General features: G+C 63.0%; 22 protein-coding genes and 1 pseudogene. 5 read left to right on the top strand and 18 right to left on the bottom strand.

Features of this window, described 5'->3' with window-relative positions:
* Positions 1 to 8: 8 nt before the first annotated feature.
* Positions 9 to 1217, bottom strand: coding sequence for an MFS transporter (locus NKI52_RS20290; RefSeq protein WP_023676739.1), 1209 nt, complete (start codon positions 1215 to 1217; stop codon positions 9 to 11).
* A gap of 154 nt (positions 1218 to 1371) precedes the next feature.
* Here NKI52_RS20290 and NKI52_RS20285 point away from each other — a divergent pair, with 154 nt between their 5' ends.
* The gene (locus NKI52_RS20285) at positions 1372 to 1947 is read left to right on the top strand and encodes a TMEM175 family protein (protein ID WP_023676740.1); all 576 of its coding nucleotides are present in this window, start codon (positions 1372 to 1374) and stop codon (positions 1945 to 1947) included.
* 7 nt (positions 1948 to 1954) lie between these two features.
* Here the strand turns inward: NKI52_RS20285 and NKI52_RS20280 are convergent, their stop codons facing one another.
* Positions 1955 to 2236, bottom strand: a complete 282-nt coding sequence (locus NKI52_RS20280) for a hypothetical protein (protein WP_023676741.1) — start codon at positions 2234 to 2236, stop codon at positions 1955 to 1957.
* Positions 2237 to 2365: 129 nt separating this feature from the next.
* Here NKI52_RS20280 and NKI52_RS20275 point away from each other — a divergent pair, with 129 nt between their 5' ends.
* Positions 2366 to 3238: an SDR family NAD(P)-dependent oxidoreductase gene (locus NKI52_RS20275; RefSeq protein ID WP_352636630.1), complete on the top strand. Its 873-nt coding sequence runs from the start codon at positions 2366 to 2368 to the stop codon at positions 3236 to 3238.
* A 69-nt stretch (positions 3239 to 3307) separates the two neighbouring features.
* Here NKI52_RS20275 and NKI52_RS20270 read toward each other — a convergent pair whose 3' ends face one another.
* The 3 genes from NKI52_RS20270 to NKI52_RS20260 all read right to left on the bottom strand — a co-directional run bounded on the left by NKI52_RS20270 (position 3308) and on the right by NKI52_RS20260 (position 5135).
* Positions 3308 to 3739: a low affinity iron permease family protein gene (locus NKI52_RS20270; RefSeq protein WP_031211766.1), complete on the bottom strand. Its 432-nt coding sequence runs from the start codon at positions 3737 to 3739 to the stop codon at positions 3308 to 3310.
* 169 nt (positions 3740 to 3908) lie between these two features.
* Positions 3909 to 4550 carry a DapH/DapD/GlmU-related protein gene (locus NKI52_RS20265; protein WP_352589494.1) on the bottom strand — a complete coding sequence of 214 codons (642 nt, stop codon included), beginning with the start codon at positions 4548 to 4550 and terminating at the stop codon, positions 3909 to 3911.
* Between the two features lie 96 nt (positions 4551 to 4646).
* Complete coding sequence (locus NKI52_RS20260) at positions 4647 to 5135, bottom strand: CreA family protein (protein WP_023676745.1); 489 nt, start codon at positions 5133 to 5135, stop codon at positions 4647 to 4649.
* A 205-nt stretch (positions 5136 to 5340) separates the two neighbouring features.
* On the opposite strand from NKI52_RS20260, the gene NKI52_RS20255 reads away from it, so the two are divergent.
* Positions 5341 to 5919 carry an SCO family protein gene (locus NKI52_RS20255; RefSeq protein WP_352450110.1) on the top strand — a complete coding sequence of 193 codons (579 nt, stop codon included), beginning with the start codon at positions 5341 to 5343 and terminating at the stop codon, positions 5917 to 5919.
* Between the two features lie 11 nt (positions 5920 to 5930).
* Entirely contained in the window at positions 5931 to 6803 is an 873-nt protein-coding gene (locus NKI52_RS20250) for a 50S ribosomal protein L11 methyltransferase (RefSeq protein WP_352570474.1), read from the top strand.
* Positions 6804 to 6842: 39 nt separating this feature from the next.
* Here NKI52_RS20250 and NKI52_RS20245 read toward each other — a convergent pair whose 3' ends face one another.
* Complete coding sequence (locus tag NKI52_RS20245) at positions 6843 to 7187, bottom strand: hypothetical protein (RefSeq protein ID WP_352699268.1); 345 nt, start codon at positions 7185 to 7187, stop codon at positions 6843 to 6845.
* A gap of 36 nt (positions 7188 to 7223) precedes the next feature.
* On the opposite strand from NKI52_RS20245, the gene NKI52_RS20240 reads away from it, so the two are divergent.
* A complete protein-coding gene (locus tag NKI52_RS20240) occupies positions 7224 to 9068 on the top strand; it encodes an aminopeptidase P family protein (protein ID WP_352699266.1) in 1845 nt (614 codons plus the stop codon).
* On the opposite strand, the gene NKI52_RS20235 is transcribed toward NKI52_RS20240, so the two are convergent.
* From NKI52_RS20235 to NKI52_RS20180, 12 genes and pseudogenes are all read right to left on the bottom strand, one after another.
* Complete coding sequence (locus NKI52_RS20235) at positions 9058 to 9948, bottom strand: LysR family transcriptional regulator (RefSeq protein WP_352699264.1); 891 nt, start codon at positions 9946 to 9948, stop codon at positions 9058 to 9060. The genes NKI52_RS20240 and NKI52_RS20235 overlap by 11 nt on opposite strands.
* A gap of 316 nt (positions 9949 to 10264) precedes the next feature.
* A complete protein-coding gene (locus tag NKI52_RS20230; protein WP_352699262.1) occupies positions 10265 to 10561 on the bottom strand; it encodes an AzlD family protein in 297 nt (98 codons plus the stop codon).
* Positions 10558 to 11286: an AzlC family ABC transporter permease gene (locus NKI52_RS20225; protein ID WP_352699260.1), complete on the bottom strand. Its 729-nt coding sequence runs from the start codon at positions 11284 to 11286 to the stop codon at positions 10558 to 10560. The genes NKI52_RS20230 and NKI52_RS20225 overlap by 4 nt, the downstream gene beginning before the upstream one ends.
* Positions 11287 to 11408: 122 nt before the next feature.
* Positions 11409 to 12101: a DUF2461 domain-containing protein gene (locus tag NKI52_RS20220; RefSeq protein ID WP_352699258.1), complete on the bottom strand. Its 693-nt coding sequence runs from the start codon at positions 12099 to 12101 to the stop codon at positions 11409 to 11411.
* Positions 12101 to 14308, bottom strand: coding sequence for an NAD-dependent DNA ligase LigA (ligA, locus tag NKI52_RS20215; RefSeq protein WP_352699256.1), 2208 nt, complete (start codon positions 14306 to 14308; stop codon positions 12101 to 12103). The genes NKI52_RS20220 and ligA overlap by 1 nt, the downstream gene beginning before the upstream one ends.
* 140 nt (positions 14309 to 14448) lie before the next feature.
* Positions 14449 to 16122, bottom strand: coding sequence for a DNA repair protein RecN (recN, locus tag NKI52_RS20210; protein ID WP_352699254.1), 1674 nt, complete (start codon positions 16120 to 16122; stop codon positions 14449 to 14451).
* A gap of 13 nt (positions 16123 to 16135) precedes the next feature.
* The gene (locus NKI52_RS20205) at positions 16136 to 17005 is read right to left on the bottom strand and encodes an outer membrane protein assembly factor BamD (protein WP_023676756.1); all 870 of its coding nucleotides are present in this window, start codon (positions 17003 to 17005) and stop codon (positions 16136 to 16138) included.
* A gap of 204 nt (positions 17006 to 17209) precedes the next feature.
* Positions 17210 to 18157, bottom strand: a pseudogene (lpxC, locus tag NKI52_RS20200) (UDP-3-O-acyl-N-acetylglucosamine deacetylase).
* Between the two features lie 279 nt (positions 18158 to 18436).
* Positions 18437 to 20107: a cell division protein FtsZ gene (ftsZ, locus tag NKI52_RS20195; RefSeq protein WP_023676758.1), complete on the bottom strand. Its 1671-nt coding sequence runs from the start codon at positions 20105 to 20107 to the stop codon at positions 18437 to 18439.
* Positions 20108 to 20175: 68 nt separating this feature from the next.
* Complete coding sequence (ftsA, locus tag NKI52_RS20190; RefSeq protein ID WP_352699252.1) at positions 20176 to 21483, bottom strand: cell division protein FtsA; 1308 nt, start codon at positions 21481 to 21483, stop codon at positions 20176 to 20178.
* Complete coding sequence (locus NKI52_RS20185) at positions 21480 to 22421, bottom strand: cell division protein FtsQ/DivIB (RefSeq protein WP_352456163.1); 942 nt, start codon at positions 22419 to 22421, stop codon at positions 21480 to 21482. Before NKI52_RS20185 ends, ftsA begins: the two co-directional genes overlap by 4 nt.
* A complete protein-coding gene (locus NKI52_RS20180; RefSeq protein ID WP_352619502.1) occupies positions 22409 to 23335 on the bottom strand; it encodes a D-alanine--D-alanine ligase in 927 nt (308 codons plus the stop codon). Before NKI52_RS20180 ends, NKI52_RS20185 begins: the two co-directional genes overlap by 13 nt.
* Positions 23336 to 23341: the final 6 nt, after the last annotated feature.

Raw genomic sequence — 23341 nt, 5'->3', positions numbered from 1 at the left:
AGGTCGGCTCAGCGCGCGTATTTCGCGCCAAACCCGAGAGCGACCAGGGAAAAGACGACAATCATGCCGGCAAAGGCCAGGCTTGCCACGGTCGCACCTGCCACCGTCGACAGAACGCCGATGCCGATGACCGGCAGCGCGTTGCCGCAAAAACAGCAGATGAAGAAGGCCGAGACGACTTCGGCGCGCCGGTCCGCCGGCGCGATCTCGTTCACCACTTGCAAGCCGCCGCGATAGCCGAGCGCTGCCGCCCCGCCGCACAAGGCGGTCCCGGCAATCATTATGGCCATCGAGGCGAAGACCTGCGCCGCAACGACCAGTGCGACGGTTGGGATCATCAGCGCAAGTGCCGCGAACATCGCGGCTCGGCTCGAAAGACGTGCCGTCGCTACAATGGTGGCGGCCGTCACGATTGCCAATTCAAAGAACAGAGCGCCGGCTTCGGCATGGTTGGTTACCTGCAGTTGCTGCGCCAAAATGCTCGGTGCGAGTGCTGCATAAAAGCCGACCAGCGCCATTGCGCCAAAGCCGGTCACCGCCGGCGCAACGAAACTTGCGCGGATGTCATCGGGCACGGAAAGCCGCGGTCGCATCGAAACGTCAGCCAGTTTCCCCGGCCGCGAAACGGTTTCCCGCGTGCGCCAGACCAGCAGGGTTACAGTCGCGAGCATCGCCAGGTAGACGACGAATGTCAGCCTGAGCGGCCAGGGCGCGTATTCGGCGAGCAACCCGGCCCCCAGCGCACCGAGGCCGAGCCCGAGAAAATTGGTGCTGGTGGCAATCGTCGCCGCCTGTGACTTGTCGTCGGTCGGGAGCAATTCGGCGAGCCAGGCGGTGCCGGTGCCCGCGCCAACGCCGATTCCCAGTCCGCTCAGAATTCGGGCGATATCGAGCCAGGCGACATTTTCGGCGAAGAGGAAAACCACCGCGCTGACGACGGCCACCGCCATCCCGGCCAATGCCATTGGACGGCGCCCGATGACATCGGACACACGCCCTAACATCAGAAGCGCTGCCAGATTGCCGATGACATAGACGGCGTAGACCAGCGTCAAAGTGATCTGCGAGAAGCCGAAGAGCTGCTTGTAGATGATGTAAAGCGGCGTCAGCGCCGTGCTGCCGGCGAAAAGAGCCGCAATCATGGCGGCCACGGCGGCCGCTGCAGCGCGGCCGCCGAGTTCGTGATCGCGCGTCATGACTTGAGCGTGAGCTGTCATTTTTTCGACCTTTTGCTGTTCGGGATCTGCCATCCTAACGCCTTTTTCGCGTCAGCCGTTCCCCCCCCGGCTTGCTCCTGACAAGTTTGGCAGCTTTGCCGATGGCGCTGAGCGAGATCCTCTTTTAACTTCAGCGGATTGTCAGGGGAGATTCATGGGCAAGGGACGAGTCGAGGCATTCACCGATGGCGTGGTCGCCATCATCATCACCATCATGGTGCTGGAATTGAAGGTGCCGCATGGCGAGGATTTTTCCGCGCTGGCACCACTCTGGCCGATCTTCCTCAGCTATGTGCTGTCCTTCATCAATGTCGGCATCTACTGGAACAATTTGCACAACATGTTCCATACCGTGCAGCGGGTCGACGGCCGCGTGCTGTGGGCGAACCTCAACCTGCTGTTCTGGCTATCGCTGATGCCGGCGACGACAGCCTTCATGGGTGAGAACCATTTCGCGCCGGTGCCGGTTGCCGTCTATGGCGTCGACCTGGCGCTCTGCGCCATCGGCTTTAACATCCTCACCATGGCCCTGCATCGACTGCACGGCAATGAGACTCTCTTCGCCAGGGCGTTGGGCAATGACCTCAAGGGAAAGATCTCGCTGGTCCTCTATCTTTCCGCCATCGCGCTGACCTTCGTCAATCACTGGATCGGTGTCTCGATCTATGTCCTGGTGGCGATGATCTGGTTCGTGCCGGACAGGCGCTTCGAGCGGCTGATCGAGAAATAGGCCCCCTCTAGCCTCGCATTGCTTTCAGCTTTTCCGCTACCGAAGCGGCAAGGTCGGCGTAGCGCTCCTCCAGCCGCTCGGCCGCCTTGATCACTGAAAAATCATGGCCGAATTTTTCCAGCGCCATGCGCAGCTTTTCGACGAATTCGGCCTGTTTTTCGAGCGCCGAAAACAGCGTCATAACTTGCGCTTCGCTGATGTCGGGATTGGCGAGCATTTGTGGCACCTCGCGGCTCATCTGGTCGCCGGTGGCGGTCTGTTCTTTCAGGATCTCGATCCAGTCGGTCAATCGTCAGGTCTCCTTTTCGATATCAGCATGCGCAGCGCCCGCCGATGCGGTCAACCCGAAGATGCCGGCACCGGCTTGCGCGAGCCTCTTTCCGCGCTAAGTTCGCCGCGGCCAGAACAGGAGAAAATCATGACCACCGACGCCGAGATCCAGACCGCCCTGCCCGCACTTGCCTCCGGCAATGTCGCCGTCATCACCGGCGCGGCCAGCGGCATCGGCCTTGCCGCGGCCAAACGGCTGGCGGCGATGGGCATGAACATCGTGTTGGTCGATATTGGCGGCGCACGCCTCGATGAGGCCCGGCGCGCCGTCGCCGCCATCGCCGGCGACAGCGCCGTGATTGCCATTGCCACCGACGTTTCGAAAGCCGACGAACTCGACCGCCTCGCCGAAAGGACATCCGGCACTTTCGGCGACGTGTCGCTGCTGATGAACAATGCCGGCGTCGGCAACAACCCCGGCAAGCCCTGGGAGAACCATGACGCCTGGAAGCGACTGCTGGACATCAATTTCTGGGGTGTCGTGCATGGCGTAGAGGCGTTCGCGCCACGCATGCTGGCGGCGGGAAAGCCCGGCCTGATCGTCAACACCGGCTCCAAGCAAGGCATTACCACGCCGCCCGGCAACCTCGCCTACAACGTCTCCAAGGCTGGCGTGAAGACCTATACCGAGGGCCTTGCACACGCGCTGCGCAACGAGCCGGGCGCCAGTGTCGCGGCGCATCTGCTTATCCCCGGGTTCACTTTTACCGGCCTGACCGAAGGTGCGACCGAAAAGCCGGCCGGCGCCTGGACCGGCGAGCAGGTCATCGACTTCATGCTGGCCTCGCTACTACGTGGCGATTTCTACATCCTGTGCCCCGACAACGAGGCGACCCGGTCCATGGACGAAAAGCGCATGGCCTGGGCGATTGGCGACCTCATCGAGAACCGCCCTGCCCTGTCGCGCTGGCACCCGGACTACAAAGATGCTTTCGCGGCATTCATGACACGCACCGCATGATCCCGAACCGAAGATCACCGTAGCAAAGAATCGGATCCGATCTTCGCAGGTATGCGCCGGACCTTTATATCACGCCGCCGCGTGCTTCTTCGTGTTCCGCTTCTTCGCCATGGCTTTCTCGGCTGCCAACTCGGCAAGCTTCTGATCATGCCGCTTCGCTGCCTGTTCGCATTTCTTGCGGATCTCTTCGACCTCGGTCTCAGTCAGGTGTTCGATACCGATGAAGGTGTTCTGGGCTGTGCTGACCCGGATCAATTCGTCGAGCTTCGCCTGGATCGCAGCGCCATCGCGGTTCTGGGTGTTCTGGATGAGAAACACCATCAGGAAGGTGACGACCGTCGTGCCGGTGTTGATGACGAGCTGCCAGGTGTCCGAAAAGCCGAACATCGGCCCGCTTGCCGCCCAGACGACGATGATCAGGAAACAGACGGCAAACGTCGGCGGCAGGCCGGCAAAATGGGCGACGTTGTTGGCGATCCTGGTGAAAAGCTTCTCAATCATTCAAACTCCCTCAACAGCCGGGCGACGAACCCGGACGGAAGCCGAGTTCATTGTGTCTGCAGAAACAGTTGGCAGCCGCTCCTGGTTCCCTCGTGGCGGAAGGTCGCGGGTACATTGTTGGAGGAGCAGATCGCGCAGGCCGTCGGACCGCTTGCAGATACGCCCGAAGTCAGGCGGCGCCGTTTTCCCAGCGGTCGAGGAAAGCCTCGATGGGCAAGGCCTGCATGTCGGGGACTGCCCTGGCCAGTTTCTCGAGCGGCCAGTCCCACCAGGCAAGACGTTCGATCCGGGCCGCAGTTCCCGCGCTGAAGCGCTGCCGCAATGGCCTGGCCGGAACGCCGGCGACGATTGCATAGGCCGGCAGGTCTCGCGTCACCACCGCATTGGCACCGACGATCGCGCCGTTGCCGATCACTATGCCAGGCATGATCACGGCGCCATGGCCGATCCAGACATCATGGCCGATGCTGACGGCTCTCGCCCGCCGCCGGTCGCGGAATGCCTGATCGACACCCAGCCAGCGGAAGTACTCGTTGGGCCGATAGCTGATTTTGTGCTGCGTCAGCCGCTCGACCGGATGCTCCAGCGCATTGATGCGGCTGTTGGCGGCGATCGAGCAGAATTTGCCGATCGTCGTATAGATCGCCTCGGCGTGGCGCTCGAAGTAGGAGAAGTCGCCGACCGTCACCTCGCGCAGGATGACCCGCTCGCCGATCGACGCGTGGCGTCCAAGCTTGCACGCCTTCAGCTCCGCCGTCGGATGGATGCGCGGCTCGGGATCTTTCAGGACAAGGTGTTCGGGACGGTCCATGCGCGCGCTTTACGCCCGCGCGGATAGTCTCGCAAGCCGAGTGCAGCGCCGCGCATCCGTTTGGACGCGCCGAGGACCCTGTAGCACCTTAAGTCTCTATTTCGGCTTGCCGCTGGTCCACACCACGTTCTGGCCGTAGAGCGGCACGGTGGTGACCGACATTTTTGCCGAGCCGTCCTGCACCTGGCGTGAATGCGACAGGTAGATCAGGGTCTCGTTGGCCTTGTCGTAGATGCGGTTCACCACCTGCTTCTTCCAGATCAGGCTGATGCCTTGCTTGAACACCTCCTCGCCGGCCTCGCTCATGTCGATGTCGCCAATGGTGATCGGCCCGGTCTGGCGGCAGGAGATCGAAGAATCGGACGGGTCCTCGAACCAGTTGCCTTTCTGCAGGCGGTCGATCACGCCACGGTCGAAATAGGAGACGTGGCAGGTCACGCCCTCGACCTTCGGATCCTTGATCGCCTCGACGATGATATCGTTGCCGAGCCAATCTACGCCGACCTTGCCGACTTCCTCGGCGGCGGCCGCGCCGGCGCCAATGACAAGGCATGCGGCCAACGCGCCGCCAATCAGTTTTCGCAAAGAGGCCTCCTGCGGTTCGAATTTTGCCGACCTCAGGTGGGACGAACGGCAGCGCTTTGCAAGCAGATCGCCTCCCACAGGATTGCCGGTTGCGGCAACGCGACATCTTTGCGTCGGCGCGACCGAACCGCTAAGAGTGTTCGCCAAGCCAGGGCCTTCACGGCGCCAACCCGGCGCCCGATGGAAATAACGACGGACTTCACTGATGATGCGTTCAATTCTGGTCGGTATTCTCGTCCTGATGGCCGCCGGAATCGGCTGGCTCACCTTCGACTGGTACCGCGGACACTATGGCGGCGAGCCGTTCGGAGCACCTTTCACGCTGGTCGACCAGAAGGGCGCGCCGGTCACCGAAGCCGCCTTTCGCGGCCACCCCAGCGTCGTCTTCTTCGGCTTCACGCACTGTCCGGAAGTCTGCCCGACCACGCTTTTCGAGTTGGCCGGCTGGCTGAAGACGATGGGCGACGACGGCAAGAACCTGCGTGCCTATTTCGTTACGGTCGACCCGGAGCGCGATACGCCCGAAATCATGAACACCTATGTCAGCAATTTCTCCGATCGCATCCTCGGCATATCAGGCGATCCCGACAAGGTCCACGCCATGGCCAAGTCCTTCGGCATCTACTGGAAGAAAGTCGACACGAACGACGGCGACTACACGATGGACCACACTGCTTCGGTGCTGCTGCTCAACGCCAAGGGCGATTTCGCCGGCACCATTGCCTATGGCGAAAGCCCGGATGCCGCCATCGCCAAGCTCAAACGGCTGGCGGCGGAAGGTTGACACATCCGGTAATGACGCAGACGCGTTTGTATTTCACCGCGGGCAAGATCGAGGCTGACCGCATCTTTGCGGCGCTCGGTGCGGCATTCGACGATGAGGGCCTGCCGATTGCGGTGCTCGAGGTCGACGAGGACCGCGACATCCACGAAGTATCGCTCTATGCCGACGACGACGTCGATGCGGTCGAGGCGCGGCTTAGGGACATCCTTGCCGGACTGTCGCTGTCGAAACCGATAGCGCGCGAAGCGCTGCCCGACATCGACTGGGTGGCGCGCTCGCTGGAGGGATTGAAGCCGGTGCGGGCCGGGCGCTTCTTCGTCCATGGCGCGCATGACCGCAGGAAGCGCCACAGCGGCGAGCTCGCCATCGAGATCGAGGCCGGCCTTGCCTTCGGTACCGGCCATCACGGCACCACCGCCGGCTGCCTCGAAATGCTGGAGCAGGTCATACAGCGCGAGCATCCGCGCAACGCGCTCGACCTTGGCACCGGCAGCGCGGTGCTCGCCATCGCAGCGGCCAGGCTCGCGCATATACCGGTGCTGGCGACCGACATCGACCCGGTCGCCGTCAAAGTGGCCGCCGCCAATGCGCGGCTGAACCAGGTCAAGGGGCTCATTGAAACGGTGGCGGCGCCCGGTTTTCATCATCCGATCTTTGCCGCGCGTGCGCCCTTCGACCTGATCGTCGCCAACATATTGGCGCGGCCGCTGATGCGTCTGGCGCCGCAAATGGCCGGACATATCGCGCTCGGTGGCTCGATCGTTTTGTCGGGCATCCTCGAGCGCCAGCGCGATGCGGTAATCGCGGCCTATGTCGGCCAGAAATTCCGGCACGTCCGCACCTTGCACCGCGGGGGCTGGGTGACGATTCACCTCAAGCGCTGAGGCGCAGCGCCTTCAACGCAAGCCGGAATCAACTCGGACCTAGCGCGAGTTCGCCGCTTTCTTCAGCTGTTCGCGATCGTAGCCGTGAGCTTTCAGCGTTTCGTCGTCAAAGCCAAGCAGAACGCCGCTCACATACCGGCTCGCTTCGCGCTGGCGAGCTTCGATCAGCGCTTTCACAGCGTTTCTGAAAAATCCGCGTCTACGTGAAATCGTGGACATGACGGTCTCCTTTGCAGGGCAATAGGACTCTTTCCTCCACGTGAAGAAGGTAAGCCTTGCTGACGCTTTTTGAAATCGACGATTCTGCATGGCCCCCATGCGCAAAGAGACACGCAGCAACCGGGAATGATCGTTCCGAAAATCGATTCCGATTTTCGAGGTCATGCGCTACGGTCGCGCCAGCATTCGAGGAGAGCCGACATGTTCCAGACCTTCGATTCCGCCGGCGATCCGGCCGTTGGCAAGCCGCGCGTGGCAATGCTGCGCCAATGGTTGGCGGCGAACGGGCTGGATGGCTTCATTGTGCCCCGTGCCGACGAGCACCAGAGCGAATATGTCGCCGATCGCTCGGCACGGCTGAAATGGCTGACCGGCTTCAGCGGCTCGGCCGGAGTCGCCATTGTGCTTGGCGAGCGCGCCGTCATGTTTGTCGACGGGCGCTACACGCTGCAGGTGCGCCAGGAGGTCGATCTCGACATCTTTTCGATCGAGAGCCTTGTCGACAACCCGCCGGCCAACTGGATCAAGGACAATCTCGGCAAGGGCGTGCGACTTGGTTTCGATCCGTGGCTCCATACGATCAGTGACGTCAAGGCGCTGAAGGCCTCGGCCGAGAAATCAGGCGCGACTTTGGTGCCGCTCGAACAAAATCCAGTCGACGCCATCTGGCAGGACCAGCCCGGGCCGCCACTGGCGCCGGTCGAGATCCACCCGATCGGCTTTGCCGGCGAACTGGCCAAGGACAAGCTGGCGCGGCTGGCGGCGGCCATCGAGAAGGACGGCGCCACCCATGCCGTACTGACCGACCCCTCCTCCATTGCCTGGGCGTTCGACATTCGTGGCGGCGACGTACCGCACACACCGCTGGCGCTCGGCTTTGCCGTGCTCGCCGCCGACGGCTCGCATCTGCTTTTCATGGACCAGCGCAAGTTTTCGCGCACCGTCGCGGCCTACCTGACGCAGCTCGCCGAATTGCACGAACCAGGTGAATTCGAATCGGCAATCGTCACCCGGGCCAAGGGCGGCGCAAAAATCGCGCTGGACCCGGTTCTCGCGGCGGACAAGCTCAGAATGCTGGTCGAGGATAATGGCGGCACCGTCATTGCCACGGCCGATCCGGCCCGCATTCCACGCGCAACAAAGAACAAAGCTGAGATCGCCGGCGCACGCGCCGCACATCGCCGCGACGGCGCCGCGGTCGCCAAGCTGCTGTGCTGGCTCGACCGCCAGAAGCCCGGCACGCTCGACGAAATCGCCGTTGTCACCAGGCTTGAGGAGACGCGCCGTCAGACCGGCGAAGAAACGCAGATGCCGCTGCGCGACGTATCGTTCGATACCATCTCCGGCGCTGGTCCTAACGGCGCTATCATGCACTACCGCGTCTCCCGCGCCACCAATCGCAAACTGGAGCATGGGGAGCTGTTCCTGCTCGACTCCGGCGGACAGTACCAGGACGGCACCACCGACATTACCCGCACCGTGCCGATCGGCACGCCAACCGAGGAGATGCGCGAGCGCTTCACGCTGGTGCTGAAAGGCATGATCGGCATCTCCATGCTGCGCTTCCCCCAGGGCACGCGCGGCTCCGAAATCGATGCCGTGGCGCGCCTGGCGCTATGGAGACACGGCTGCGATTTCGCCCATGGCACCGGGCACGGTGTCGGCTCCTATCTTGCCGTGCATGAGGGCCCGCAGCGTATCGCCAAGACCGGTACCGAAAAGCTGCTGGCCGGCATGATCGTCTCCAACGAGCCCGGCTATTACAAGGAAGGTTCCTACGGCATCCGCATCGAGAACTTGATCCTGGTGACACCGGCCGAGGCAATCGAGGGCGGCGACATCGCCATGCACGGCTTCGAGACACTGACGCTGGCGCCGATCGACAAGCGGCTGGTCCGATCGGACCTTTTAACCCGCGACGAGTTGCATTGGCTTGACGAATACCATGCGCGCGTACTGGCCGAGATCGGACCGATGCTCGACGGCGAGACGCTGGACTGGCTGGAAAAGGCAACCGCCCCGCTGCCGCACGACTTCAAGCAATAGCCGCGGCGGCAACGCCGGTTGACAGGCTTTGCTCCGCAAGCAGTCCCTGCAAAGCGGTGACGTTGGGAGAACCGGCTCCCTTGCGCCAGAACAACACCGTGACGGCATTGTCTTCGTCAGAGGGCAGTTCGTGCAGCTTTAGCCAGCGGCTTTCCGGGAAACCCGAAAGCACGCTTTTCGGCATCAGCGCTATGCCCATGCCAGCCACCACGCAACCAAGGATGGCATGGTATGAACCAAGCTCGATGGTTTTCTCGGCCATGAACCCTCTGCGCGCATACCATTGTTCCAGCCGCTTGCGGTGCGGACAGCCGTGCTCGAAGGCTATCATGGTTTTGGGCATGTCCAGGTGGTCTTCGACCGAAACGCGCGATGCCGCCGAGACAATGACCAGCTGCTCGTGGAATGCGGGCAGCTTTTCGAACGGAACGTCGGCGATCGGCTCGGCGGCGAACGCTGCATCGAGCTCACCGGCAAGCATGGCGGTCGCGAGAACCTGCGGATTGCCGGTGCGCAACTGGATTTCCACTTCGGGATGCCGTGCATGGTATTCGGCGAGCAGACTTGGAAGCCGTGCCGCGGCGGTGCTCTCCATAGCACCTAGGCGAAGAGTGCCGCGCGGGCGTGGATCGAGCATCGCCGTTCGCGCCTCCTCCGCAAGCGCCAGCAGCCGATCCGCATAGCCGACCAATTTGTGACCGGCCGGCGATACGTGCAGGCGCTTGCCCTCCCGGATAAACAGCTGCACGCCGAGATCCTCCTCGAGCTGCCGGATGCGTGTGGTCACGTTCGACTGCACGCGAAACAGTTTTTCCGCCGCCTTGGTGATTCCGCCCTCGCGCACCACCGTGCGGAAGATGCGCAGATCGGCCAAATCCATACATCTCTCCTGGAGAACATAACGATCTTAATTATTCATTTTAACTGATTATGCCTTTCCCGTAAATCGCCGGTGTAGCTGCCGATCAACACGGCAAACCAGGGGAGATGGAAATGTCGCGTGAGCCCTTCGGCATCCAGCCGACCGATCTAAGCGCATTGACGCCGAAGCAGCGCGAAGCGCTCTATACCGACGCCGTGCGTCGCGCCCACCAGGAGAGATCGGAGGCGATCCGGCTGAGCCTGTCGCGGGTCGGCGCGGCAATAGTCGCTGCGGTAAAACGCATGTGTGCTCTCGCCGCCAAGGCAAAAGTCGATCAGCCGACGAGCTGCCGCGCGAGGATCAGCACGGCAGCACCCGCCAGGAACATCGCCATCAGGCCGCCGCGCAGTGAGACCAAGCCGGCAACGATCAAGGCTGCCCATTCCGCCGGCCCGGCGCTGAGCGCCGCCGGCGCCACCAGCGTGGTCAGCACCGCCGCCGGCACGGCGCTGAGCCCGGCTTCGACGCGCGGGTGGATTTGATCGAAACGCGAGATCACCAGATGACCGCCGATGCGGGTCAGATAGGTCGCGATCGAAGCGGCGACGATGATCCACAAGGTCGTGCTCATGGCCGTGCCTCCACGCCGCTGTGGCGGGGCGGCAGGATGACGGCGAGCAGCACGCCGGCCAGCGCACCTATGGAGACATGCCAGGGCGAGCCGACCGTTTTGTATGCAATGATGGAGGCGGCAGCGCTGGCGATGACCACCGGCAGCCACAGCGGCCGCTTGCGGAAGCTCATGACCAGGCCGAGAAAATAGATCGGCAGCAGGAAATCGATGCCCAACGCATGGGTGTCGGGAATAAGCTTGCCGAACATCGCGCCGAGCGCGCTTTCGATGATCCAGAACACATAGACCGGCAGCCCAAGCCCCATATACCAGGTGAACCCGACGGTCTCGCCGGCCTCCGCCTTGCGCTCGGCCACCGCGAACTGCGGATCGGTAAGCACGAAGTAGCCTATCGCCTGCTGGATCAGCGGCCAATGCGCGATGCGCCGGCCGATGCCAGCCGAATAGAGCACATGGCGAAAATTCACGGCGAAGATCGACAGCACGATCAGCCACGGCGCGACATGTTGGCCGAACAGCTCGATGCCGACCATCTGGCTGGCGCCGCCGAACACCGTTGCGCTCATCAGGAACGCTTCGAGCACGGAAAACCCGTTGTCAACTGCGAGCGCACCGAACAGCAATGCAAACGGCGCCGACGCCACCACGACGGGCATGCTGAGCCGCACGCCGTCCCAGAAATCGCTTTTCGCTCCGTTTTCGGAGATTGCTTCCGCCGACATCGATCGCTCCTTGGGAACGGCCGTATGTAGAGAGAGCGGCCCGGCTTGTCACACCAATTTGCTTGAGGCAAACGATCAGCGGAAATGATGGCTGAAGCGTCGCGGCAAGCTCGCTTCCGAGCCTAGCGCGGCGAAGCCTTGCCATCGATCGCCCTGCCCCAGTCGAGCAGCGGTTTTGCCCGCATGACGAAGTCGACGAGTTCGTCGACCAATCCAGCTCCGTAGATATCCGCCGGCTCGATTGCGTGCCGGACGGCAAAATGCCGGTTGCGGATCGCAGCAGCGAGATCGGGCTCGGCGATATGCTCGAAGCCGCGCGGCGTGCGCTTCATGCAGCCGTCCGGGTCGAGCTCGAGGCCGTTCTTCTTCAGCGCCGCGACGAGGCTGCGGAATTCAGCGGGCCGCTTCGCGATCGCGTTGCGCAGCGCCAGCAATAGCTCCGGTCCGGGCTGCCACCAGGCAATGGCGGCAAAGCATCGCTCGAGCCCGATATGGACGTAAAACACGCCCTGTTCCATCTTGGTGCCGTCGGGCGAAAGGATCGCCGACAAATGCCGGTTATAAGGCCGTTTGTCCTTGGCGAAACGCACATCGCGATTAATCCGGAACAGCGACTTCTTGCGGTCGCCGCGCAGGCCGAGCCCCAATGCCATGAAGCGCTCGGAGAGCGTCTCGACCAGATCGCCGAAAGGATCGCGCAGGTCGCGTTCGAAAAGGTCGCGGTTTTCCAAAAACCACTCCCGGCTCTGATGAAAATCCAGCGCCTTGAGGAAGGGAATGGCCTTTTGCCCAAAACCGTTGAACGCAGCCGCCATCACCCGCCCTTGCCGATCCGCTGCAGCCAGGTGTCCTCGTCGATCACCTCGATGCCGAATTTGGTCGCATCCTTCAGCTTGGAACCGGCGCCTGGCCCTGCCACCAGGAGATCGGTCTTCGCGGAAACCGAGCCGGCGACCTTCGCGCCGAGACGTTCGGCCATCGCCTTGGCCTCCGGGCGCGTCATCTTTTCCAGCGTGCCTGTAAACACGATTGTCTTGCCGGCGACCGCACTATCGGCTGAGACGTTCACAATGTACGGCTTCGGGTGGACCTGTGTGAGCAGCGCTTCAAGTACGGCGTCGTTGCGTTCATTGCCGAAGAAATCGCGAAGCGCGCCTATCACCGTATCGCCGATGCCGTTGATCGAAGGAAAAACGCTGTGTGGATCGGCTGCCGCTGCCGTCTCCTTGCCAATGCGGATCAACTCCTCGATCGTCGAGAAGGTTCGGGCCAGCACAGCGGCCGTCGTTTCGCCGATATGACGAATGCCCAGCGCGAAGATGAAGCGATCAAGTTCGGGTTCGCGGCGGGCGTCGATGGCAGCGAAGAGCTTGTCGAGGCCGTCATAGTTGCGTTCCTCGACGCTGCGTACATTCTTGCGCGTTTTGCCCGATGCGGCCTCGCGCTGCCTGGCCTGCTCCTCCCGTCGCTCCGCCAGCGCCTTGGTGACGGCGGGACGGCGGTCCCGGAGGGTGAAGATATCGGCGGCAGTCTTGACCAACCCGGCATTGAAGAACAGGTCTATGTTTTCAGCGCCCAGGCCTTCGATATCCATGGCGCCGCGCGACACAAAGTGGCGTAATCCTTCCACGGCCTGCGCGGGGCAGATCAGCTCGCCGGTGCACCGTCGGCGGGAATCCTCCTTGCCGGTCTTCTCGTTGATCTCGCGCGTTGCGGGTGAGCCGCAGATCGGACATTTGTGCGGGAATTCGTAGGGCACGGCATCAGTCGGCCGCTTGTCGGCGACGACACTCACGATTTGCGGAATGACGTCCCCTGCCCGCTGGATGACCACCGTGTCGCCGATACGCACGTCATAGCCGTCGCGGATCGGCTGGCCGTTGCTGTCCAGACCCTTGATGTAATCTTCGTTGTGAAGCGTGACGTTTTCGACCACGACGCCGCCGACCGTGACGGGTGCAAGCCGGGCAACGGGCGCCAGCGTACCGGTACGGCCCACCTGAATGTCGATCCTGAGCACGGTTGTCATCGCCTGTTCGGCCGGAAATTTGTGAGCGATCGCCCAGCGTGGTTCGCCAGTGACAAAGCCCCATCTGCGCTGCAACTCCAATTGGTCGACCTTGTAGACGACGCCGTCGATGTCGTAGCCGAGCGATGAGCGCTGGGTCTCGATTAGGTGATAGTGCGCGACCAGTTCCTCGACCGATCTTGCCCGGACCATCAGCGGGCTGACCTTGAATCCCCACTCCGCGAATTTTTGCACGGAATCGTATTGGGTCGGAGCTGGATCCTTTGAAGTATAGCCCCAGGCGTAAGCAAAGAATTTAAGGTTGCGGCTGGCGGTAACTAACGGGTCCTTTTGGCGGAGCGACCCGGCCGCCGTGTTACGCGGATTGACGTAATCCTGGCCACCTATCGCCGCCGAACGTTGCTTCAGCGCCTCGAATTCCGCGTAGGTCATATAGACCTCACCGCGTATTTCGATGACCTCGGGCCAGTCCGATCCCTTCAAGGTCTTGGGAATATCGGCGATGGTCTTGAGATTGGCGGTGATGTCCTCGCCGACGACGCCGTCGCCGCGCGTTGCTCCCTGCACGAACACACCGCCTTCATACCGCAGGGAAGCCGATAGCCCGTCGATCTTCGGCTCCGCCGTGAAGGCGATGTTCAGATCCTTGTCGCGGTCAAAGAATCGCCGGCCCCGTTCTATGAAGTCCGCGACGTCCTGGTCGGTATAGGCCTTGGCAAGGCTGAGCATCGGCACCGCGTGGCGCACCTTGGCAAAACCTTCCGCCGGCGGCGCGCCGACCCTGCGTGAGGGCGAATCCTCACGCACCAAAGCAGGGAAGCGCTGTTCGATGGCCAGGTTGCGCCGCGTCAGCGCGTCATATTCCGCATCCGTGATTATCGGCGCGTCCTCGCCATGGTAGCGCCGGTCGTGCTCGGCGATCTCCTGCGCCAACCGCTTCAACTCGCTTGCCGCCTCGCTTTCGCTGAGCGAATCGACTGGTTTTTCGTCCATGCACGGCTCCCTTCACGGTGGCGCGACACAATAGAACAGGATTCTCTCATGAGGGAGAGACCAGACACGGAAAATCATGCCTGAACAGCAGGATGGAGCCATACCCTGACTCAAGTCGCGAGCGCCGGAAACGAACTTGTCTAGGCTGCCGCGGTGTTCTCCCGCAGCAGCCGCTCGGCCGCCGCACGCGCCTCGTCGGTGATGGTGGCGCCGGCGAGCATGCGTGCAATCTCCTCCTGCCGTGCCGCCCGGTCCATCTCGGCGATGCCGGTCGAGACCCGGTCGGCGCCGCCCGATTTGGAGATCAGGAAATGCGTCGCCGCGCGCGCCGCCACTTGCGGTGCATGCGTGACCGAAAGCACCTGCACGCGTTTTGCCAGCCGCGCCAGCCGCTGGCCGATGGCGTCGGCAACCGCGCCGCCGACGCCGGTGTCAATTTCGTCGAAGACCAAGGTCGGCGCCGAGCCCCGGTCAGCGAGTGCTACCTTCAACGCCAGCAGGAAGCGCGAAAGCTCACCGCCGGAAGCGACTTTCATCATCGGGCCGGGCCTGGTGCCGGGGTTGGTGCGCACCCAGAACTCGACCTGGTCGATGCCTTCTTCCATGCGGCTCTCGGCATCGCTTGCGATCTCGACGATGAACTCGGCCCGTTCGAGCTTCAGCGCCGGCAGTTCGGCCATCACCGCCTTGGTCAGCCCGACGGCCGCCGCATGGCGACGCGACGATAGCTGGGCCGCCGTAATGTCATAGGCCTGGCGCGCCGCCGCAGCCTGTGTCTCCAGCGCATGCAGGCGCTCTTCGCCGGCGTCGAGATCGGCAAGGTCGGCCGCCATGGTGTCACGCAATTGCGCCAGGTCATCGACGGCGACGCTGTGCTTGCGCGAGGCGGCACGCAGCGAAAACAGCCGCTCCTCGGCTTTCTCCAGCCGCTGCGGATCATATTCGGTGGCGCGCAGTGCGGCTTCGACGCCCGACTGCGCCGCGTCGAGCGACAGCATCGCCTCGTCGAGCGACTTGACGACATCCTCGAGCAAGCCGGGCGCTTCCGTCACCTTGCGCTGCAGCCGCCTGAGCAGGCTGGCCAACTGCGGCAAGGGCGAGGACGGGCCCGAGAGCACATCCTGCGCATCGTGGATTTCCGAGGCGATCTTTTCGGCACGCATCATCGAGGCGCGCAGTTCGGCGAGCTCGGTCTCTTCGCCCGGTTGCGGATCGAGCCTGGTCAATTCGGCGACCGCCGCACGCAGATAATCGGCCTCGCGGGAAGCCGCCTCGACTTTGGCCCGGTGCCGTGAAAATTCCTGCTCGCAGGTACGCCAATGCCGCCACGCCTCGCCGGTTGCCCGAGCAGCGCCGAGATGGCCGCCGAAACTGTCGAGCAACTCGCGATGGGCGCCGGGATCGACCAAAGCGCGCTCGTCGTGCTGGCCGTGGATCTCGACCAGCGCACGGCCGATGTCGCGCATCAGCGTCACGCTGGACGGCTGGTCGTTGACGAACACGCGCGTGCGGCCGTCAGCCGTCTGGACGCGGCGCAGGATGATGTCGCCGTCGTCCTCGATGGCATTCTCGGCAAGCAGCATGCGAGCCGCGTGGTTGCGCGGCACGTCGAACACGGCGATGATCTGGCCTTGTGCCGCGCCATGCCGCACCAGCGAAGCGTCGCCGCGGGCGCCAAGCGCCAGTGACAAAGCGTCGAGCAGGATGGATTTTCCGGCGCCGGTTTCGCCGGTAAGGACCGAAAGGCCGGACGAGAAGTCGATGTCCAGCTTCTCGATCAGAACGATATCGCGGATCGACAGTCTGGAGAGCATGGGGACGCGCCGCTCAGGCGCCGGTGATCAGCTTCCCGGCCTTGGAGATCCACGATCCGGCATTCTCGCGCGGCTCGAGCCCACCACTCTGCAGGAGCTTGTAGGAGTCCTTGTACCACTGGCTATCGGGATAGTTGGTGCCGAGCACGGCCGCAGCGGTCTGCGCTTCCGACGTCAGCCCCATCGCATAGTAGCTCTCGGTAAGACGCGCCAGCGCTTCCTCGACATGACGTGTGTTGGAATAGTTCTCCACGACGTTACGGAACCGTTTGACGGCCGCGATGTATTCGCGGCGCTCGAGATAATAGCGGCCGATCTGCATCTCTTTGCCGGCGAGCTGATCGTTGGCGAAGCGGATCTTCTCCTTGGCGTCGTCGGCATATTCGGACGTGGGCCAGCGCGTCACGAGGTCCTGCATCGTCTGCACGGTAAGACGCGCTTCCTTCTGGTCCTGGGTGACGTCCTTGATCTGACGGTAGTAGCTCAGCCCGATAATGTACTGGGCATAGGCTGCATCGTCGGTGGACGGGTAGAGGGTCAGGTAGCGCTTGGCCGAACCGATCGCCTCGTCGTAATTGCCCTGACGGTAGTCGGCAAAGGCACCCATCACCATCGATTTGCGGGCGAATTCGGAATAGGGATGCTGGCGGTCGACGGCATCGAACTTGCGGCTTGCCTCCTGCAGTCGCCCGGCATTCAGATTGGCGAGACCCTGATTGTAGAGCACGTCGGCCGGCTCGGTCTGATCGACATAGGTCGACAGATCGACGTCCTTCTCGGACGACATGCAGGCCGACAGAAACAGCGATGGAACGACCACCGAAAGCGCCAGGAAAACAGCCCGCCGCAGCGCCTTCGATTGACCAACTCGCTTGAAAAACATGTTTGGATTCCGCCCTTTCGGCGTCATTTCAGTCGACGGCAGCAGCCATAAACCATAATTGCCTTGCCCGGCAACGCTATCCCCGGCCAATCGCACATTTTTGTGGCGGTTTGGCGCCACCTGGAAAGCTGCGTAATTTGGCCGGCCGGTGATGCATCCATGCAACACAGCTTGACCGCAACGGGAGCCGCAAGACCTTAAGAATCAGATCATCCAGGGTGCGTAGAGGGGTGCGTTGACGGCGCTCATCTCGGCGGTACGCCCGCGCTCGCGGCGCGTCGTCTCAACGATCTCGAAAGCCGAACGGTCGGACAAGAGACGGCGCAGCGCAGCTGCGTTCAGCCTGTGGCCGCCACGATAGGAGCGGAAGCAGCCGATGAACCGGGCACCGGCGAGCGCCAGGTCGCCCATCGCATCCATCGTCTTGTGGCGCGCGAACTCGTTGGGATAGCGCAGGCCTCCCATGTTGATCACGCGGTTGTCGTCGCCGATCACCAGGGAGTTTTCCAAAGACGAGCCGAGCGCATAGCCGGCCGCCCACAGCCGCTCGACGTCCTTCATGAAACCGAAAGTGCGGGCCCGCGCGACGTCGCGGCGGAAAATGTCGGCGTTCATGTCGGATGCAAAAAGCTGGCGCCCGATCGCCGGGCTTTCGAAATCGATCTCGATCTCGAAGCGCGTGCCGTCATAGGGCCTGAACTCCGCCCAGCAGGCGCCGTTCTCGATGCGAACCGGCTTGACCACCCTGATGTAGCGACGCTTGACCGGCAGCGTTTCGATGCCTGCCTGGTCAATGGCCTCGACGAACATCACTGCGCTGCCGTCGAGGATAGGCACCTCATGGCCGTCGATTTCGATGACGAGATTGTCGATTCCAAGCCCGAAAAGCGTCGCCATCAGATGCTCGACCGTGGCAATGTGCTCGCCTTGCGGATCGCCAAGCATGGTTCAGAGATCGGTGGCGCCGACCTCGGAGACGAGCGCGCGAAATTCGTGGCTTCCGCTTGCATTCGAAAGCTGGAAGACGACACCCGTATCGGCATCCGCCGGCAGGAAATGGACGGTGACCGGATTGCCACTGTGAACGCCGATGCCAGTCAGCGTCGCGCGCGATTTAAGTGTCGTCTGATAGTCGTGCAAAACAATCCCCATAGCCCGTACTGCCTAGGTCCGCTTCGTTTGCCCTGAGGGCGCGGCTCTTGATTGATCGGCAGGCAGGGCCACTTCCCCGAGACTCCCAGCAAACCGACTTTGGTCGGTGGCGAAGATAATGATCCCGCAGGGAGACTCCAAATCACGGTTTCTTACTCTTTGTAACTGCGGTCCCGGGAGGGAACGCCTCATAAGTCCTTGTTCTGAAATCGTTTTTAACGTTGACAGGCGAACAGTCTCCTGCTCGCCTGTTAACAACTGTTACGAACCGTTAACAGATCAATTGGCCTGTCGGCGCAGAAAGGCGGGAATCTCCAACTGATCGTCTTCCTGGACAGCCCGGCTCTGCGGCGTCAGGCGGCCCTGCTCGTCCAGCTGGCCGCGGCGCGGCGCGTAAAGTTGCGGATCCTGGCTGGCTAGGCGGCGCACTTCGGCCGGCGCCTGGCGCAGTTTCGGTTCGCGAGGCTGCGCCGGCTGCAGTCTTGCAGGCTCCTCTTCGCGGCGGGTCAAGCCGTTGGTCAGGCGCTTGAGCAAGCCCATCGGGCCGCTGTTCTCGTGGTCGGCGGGGCGGGCCTTGGCTTCCACTTCGGCCTTCACCTGCGGCGGGAAATCCTCGACCCGCGGCATGCGCTGGGGTGCCGCGGCAACCGGCTGCGGCATTTCACGATGCGGAGCGGGCTGCATCGCTTGCTGAACCGCTGGCTGCATCATCGGCTGCGGCTGAGCGGGAGGCGCCTGGAAAATCTTGCTCTGCGGACGGAAGTCTTCCGCATGGGCGACCGGTGCCGGGCGGGCCTGCGCCATCGCTGCCGCATTCGCCTCGGCGAGCTGAATGGCCTCGGCGACCGGGTCGGCAGCACGTGGTTCATAGATCGGTTGCTGGACAGGCGCCGGGCGCATTTCCGTGACCTGGGCCGCCGGGCGGCTGACCGGCTTCGGCGGAGCCGTGCGGATGGCGATCGGCGCGGCAGCGATTTCGGCCGCCGATTTGTCGATGCCGGTGGCGACCACTGACACGCGGATAACGCCTTCGAGTTCCTCGTCGAAAGTGGCGCCCAGAATGATGTTGGCATCCTGGTCGACCTCTTCGCGAATGCGGGTTGCCGCCTCATCGACTTCGAACAGGGTCAGGTCGCGGCCGCCGGTGATCGAAATCAGCAAGCCCTTGGCGCCCTTCATCGAGGTCTCGTCGAGCAGCGGATTGGCGATGGCAGCTTCCGCCGCGGCCATTGCGCGGCCCTCGCCCGAAGCCTCGCCGGTTCCCATCATCGCCTTGCCCATTTCGCGCATGACCGAGCGGACGTCGGCGAAGTCGAGATTGATCAGGCCTTCCTTGACCATCAGGTCGGTGATGCAGGCAACGCCCGAATAGAGCACCTGGTCGGCCATGGCGAAGGCATCGGCGAAGGTGGTCTTGTCATTGGCCAGCCGGAACAGGTTCTGATTGGGAATGACGATCAGGGTATCGACGCATTTCTGCAGTTCCTCGATACCCATGTCGGCCGTCTTCATGCGGCGCTGGCCTTCGAAGTGGAACGGCTTGGTGACGACGCCGACGGTGAGGATACCCTTTTCGCGAGCAGCGCGCGCGACCACGGGGGCCGCCCCGGTGCCGGTGCCGCCGCCCATGCCGGCGGTGACGAAGCACATATGCGTGTTGGAGAGATGATCGATGATCTCGTCGATGCACTCTTCCGCCGCCGCGCGCCCGACTTCAGGCTGCGATCCGGCGCCAAGACCCTCGGTGACATGCGCGCCGAGCTGGATCAGCCGCTCGGCCTTCGACATCGTCAGTGCCTGCGCGTCGGTGTTGGCCACCACGAACTCAACGCCGCGCAAGCCGGCGGTGATCATGTTGTTGACGGCATTGCCGCCGCCGCCGCCGACACCGAACACGGTGATGCGCGGCTTGAGCTCGGTGATGTCCGGCTTCTGCAGATTGATGGTCATTGTCTTCGTCCTTTGCCTTTCCCGCCGCTTCGCCGCCGCGGCCGCCTATGGGGCTGTCCCCGTCAAAATTAAAAACTGTCTCTCAACCACTGACTCATTCGATGCAGTTTTCCGCCTGTTCCGGTCATCCGGAGACCGGAAATTCCCTTCGCCGGCCGGCTCTCGAAGCTCGCCATCTGTGGATAGATCAGAAGTCCGACCGGGGTCGAGAAAGCCGGCCCCTTGGCCGCCTCGGGCAAGCCTGCCACGCCGAGCGGGCGTCCGATGCGCACATTGCGGCCGAGAATGCGGCGTGCTGCTTCGGGCAGGCCGGCAAGCTGGCTGGCGCCGCCGGTCAGCACCACGCGCTTGCCGACGGCATTGCCGTAGCCGGATTTGTTCAGCCGGTCGCGCAACAATTCCAGCGTCTCGTCGATGCGGGCGCGGATGATGCGCGCCATCACCGAGCGCGGGATCTGCAACGGCACCTCGCCGTCCTCGCCGATCGGATGGATGGAAACCAGGTCGCGGTCGTCGGCACTGCCAGGCAGCGCCGAGCCATGCATCACTTTCAGCCTTTCGGCGGCATCGAGCGAGGTCGACAGGCCCTTGGCCATGTCCAGCGTGACGTGGTTGCCGCCGATCGCGATGGCATCGCCATGGACGAACTTGCCTTCCGAAAACACCGAGATCGTCGTCGTGCCGCCGCCCATGTCGATGCAGGCCGCGCCCATTTCGAGCTCGTCGTCGACCAGCGCAGCAAGCCCACTGGCATAGGGCGTCGCCACCATGCGTTCGACCGACAGATGCGAGCGGTTGATGCAGAGCTCCAGATTGCGCAAGGGCGCTGCGTCGCCTGTCAGCACGTGCATGTCGACGCCAAGCTGGTCGCCAACCATGCCGCGCGGATCGCGCACACCGCGCTCGGCATCCAGCGAAAAGGCTACGGGAAGCGAATGGATCACCTCGCGCTCGGCCCGCAACGCCTGCTTGGCGCCGGCGGCAAGTACGCGCTTGATGTCGGCCTCGTCGGCCTCATGGCCGCCGAGATTGATGGTGGCCGAAAAAGCCTCGCTCTTCAGCCGGCCGGCAGTCATGTTGACGATCAGCGAATCGACCGTCAGTCCCGCCATGCGTTCGGCGGCGTCGACGGCAAGACGGATGGCGTGCTCGGCACGGTCAAGATCGATGACGACGCCCGATTTCACGCCTTGCGATTTCTGGTGGCCGATGCCGATCACCTGGACGCGATGCGAGCGTCCGCGCAGCAGCTTGCCATCGTCGCGCGGCTTGAGTTTGGCCACCACGCAGCAGACCTTGCTGGAACCGACATCCAGCACCGTCAGGATGCCGGACCGGCGCGACGAGGCATCGCTATTGCCGCCAAGCCAGCTCATATCTTCGTCTCCGGCTTGCGCTTCAGCATCTTGGGCTTTTCGTCGAGCGCGGCTTGGCGCTGTGTCGCCGCTTCCGGCGTCAACTGGACGACCAGACGATCGGAAAGGCGCATGTCGACGGCGGCGATGTCGCGCGTCAAAAGCCCGTTCTCGTGATCCATCCTGACCAGGTCGGCAATCGCCTGATCCTCACCGTCTTCGGGAAGCTTGATCGTGATGCCGTTTTCAAGCTTGAGATCCCAGCGCCGTTCGCCGATGCGGATATAGCCCTTGATCCGCGCGGCGAGCTCCGGATAATTCTTGATCTTGGCCAGGAAATCCGGCGCTTTGGCCGGTGCGCCGGTGCCGATGATCAGCGGCAGCAATATCTGCTTGCCGCCGGAGAACGGCGCAATGACGGTGCCGGATTTCTCGATGACCGAAAGCGCGCTGCCTTGCTGCCACAGCGCGAACGGCTCGCGCTCCTCGACGCGCACTTCCAGCGTATGCGGGTAGACCTTGCGCACTGCCGCGGCTTCGACCCAGGGTAGCGTGGTGATGCGTTCGCGCGCGGCTTCGGCATCGAAGCCGATCAGCGAGGTCCAGCCGTCGAGTTCCAGCCTGTCGAGAATATCGATCTCGGACGTTTCGCGGTTGCCGACGACCTTGACCTGGTCGACGGCAAAGCCGGTGCGGGCGGTAACACTCTGGACGATGGCGTCGGAATATCCGCCGAGATAGGCGCCATAGGCACTGCTCGAAACAAGCAGTGCCGCCGACAGCATGGCAGCGCAATAGGGCGGCGCTTCGAAGTCGCCCTCGCCGAGGCGCGCCAGCACGCGCACCGGCCGGCGGAGCAGGCGTGGCAGCACGAAATGGTCGAACGACAACGGCATGCCGAACAGCGCCGGCCCGGCAGCGCCCTTCCCCTTGCCCTGTCCCCACTTCAACGCAGACACGAAGCGTCCTCCACCATCCAACTCAACAAATCGCCGAACGAGTGTCCCGCTTGCGCGGCGATTTCCGGCACCAAAGACGTCGGCGTCATGCCCGGCTGGGTGTTGACCTCGAGCCAGACAATTTCGCCGTTTTCGGAGTGACGATCGTCATAACGGAAGTCCGACCGGGAAACGCCCCGACAGCCGATAGCTTGGTGAGCCTTGAGCGTCAGTGTCTGTATTTTTTGGTAAATATTCGGTGAAAGTTTTGCCGGGCATTCGTGTTTTGATCCTCCCGCGACGTATTTTGAATCATAGTCGTAGAAGGAATGGCCGGTCGGGATGATCTCGCAGACACCGAGCGCCACATCGCCCATCACCGCGCACGTCAATTCCCGCCCGTGCACATAACGCTCGACCATCACCGCGTCGCCATATCTCCACTCGGACGAGCCGATGATCTGCGGCGGATGCGACTGGCCTTCATGCACGATGACGACGCCGAAGCTCGATCCTTCGTTGACCGGCTTGACTACATAGGGCGGCTTCATCGGGTGCTTGTTCTGGATGGCGAAGCGATTGGCCACCTTCGATTCCGCCACCGGAACGCCGGCCGCCTTCGCGACCTTCTTGGCCTGTTCCTTGTTCATCGCAAGCGCCGAGGCAAGCACGCCGGAATGGGTGTACGGAATGGCGAGGTACTCGAGGATGCCCTGGATGGTGCCGTCCTCGCCGAAGGGGCCGTGCAGCGCATTGAAGACGACGTCAGGCTTGAGCTCGGCAAGCACCGAGCCGATGTCACGCGAGACGTCGACGCGGGTGACCTGGTAGCCCTCCCCCTCCAGCGTATCGGCGCAGGCTTTGCCCGACGACAGGGATACGGGCCGCTCGGACGAGAATCCCCCCAGAAGGACGGCCACGTGCTTGCTTGTCATTCCCCG

The organism is Mesorhizobium sp. M0590, assembly GCF_040320905.1.
Taxonomy (GTDB): Bacteria; Pseudomonadota; Alphaproteobacteria; order Rhizobiales; family Rhizobiaceae; genus Mesorhizobium.
Note: the sequence above shows the minus strand (reverse complement) of the source record. Positions and strands in the feature narration are given on the sequence as shown.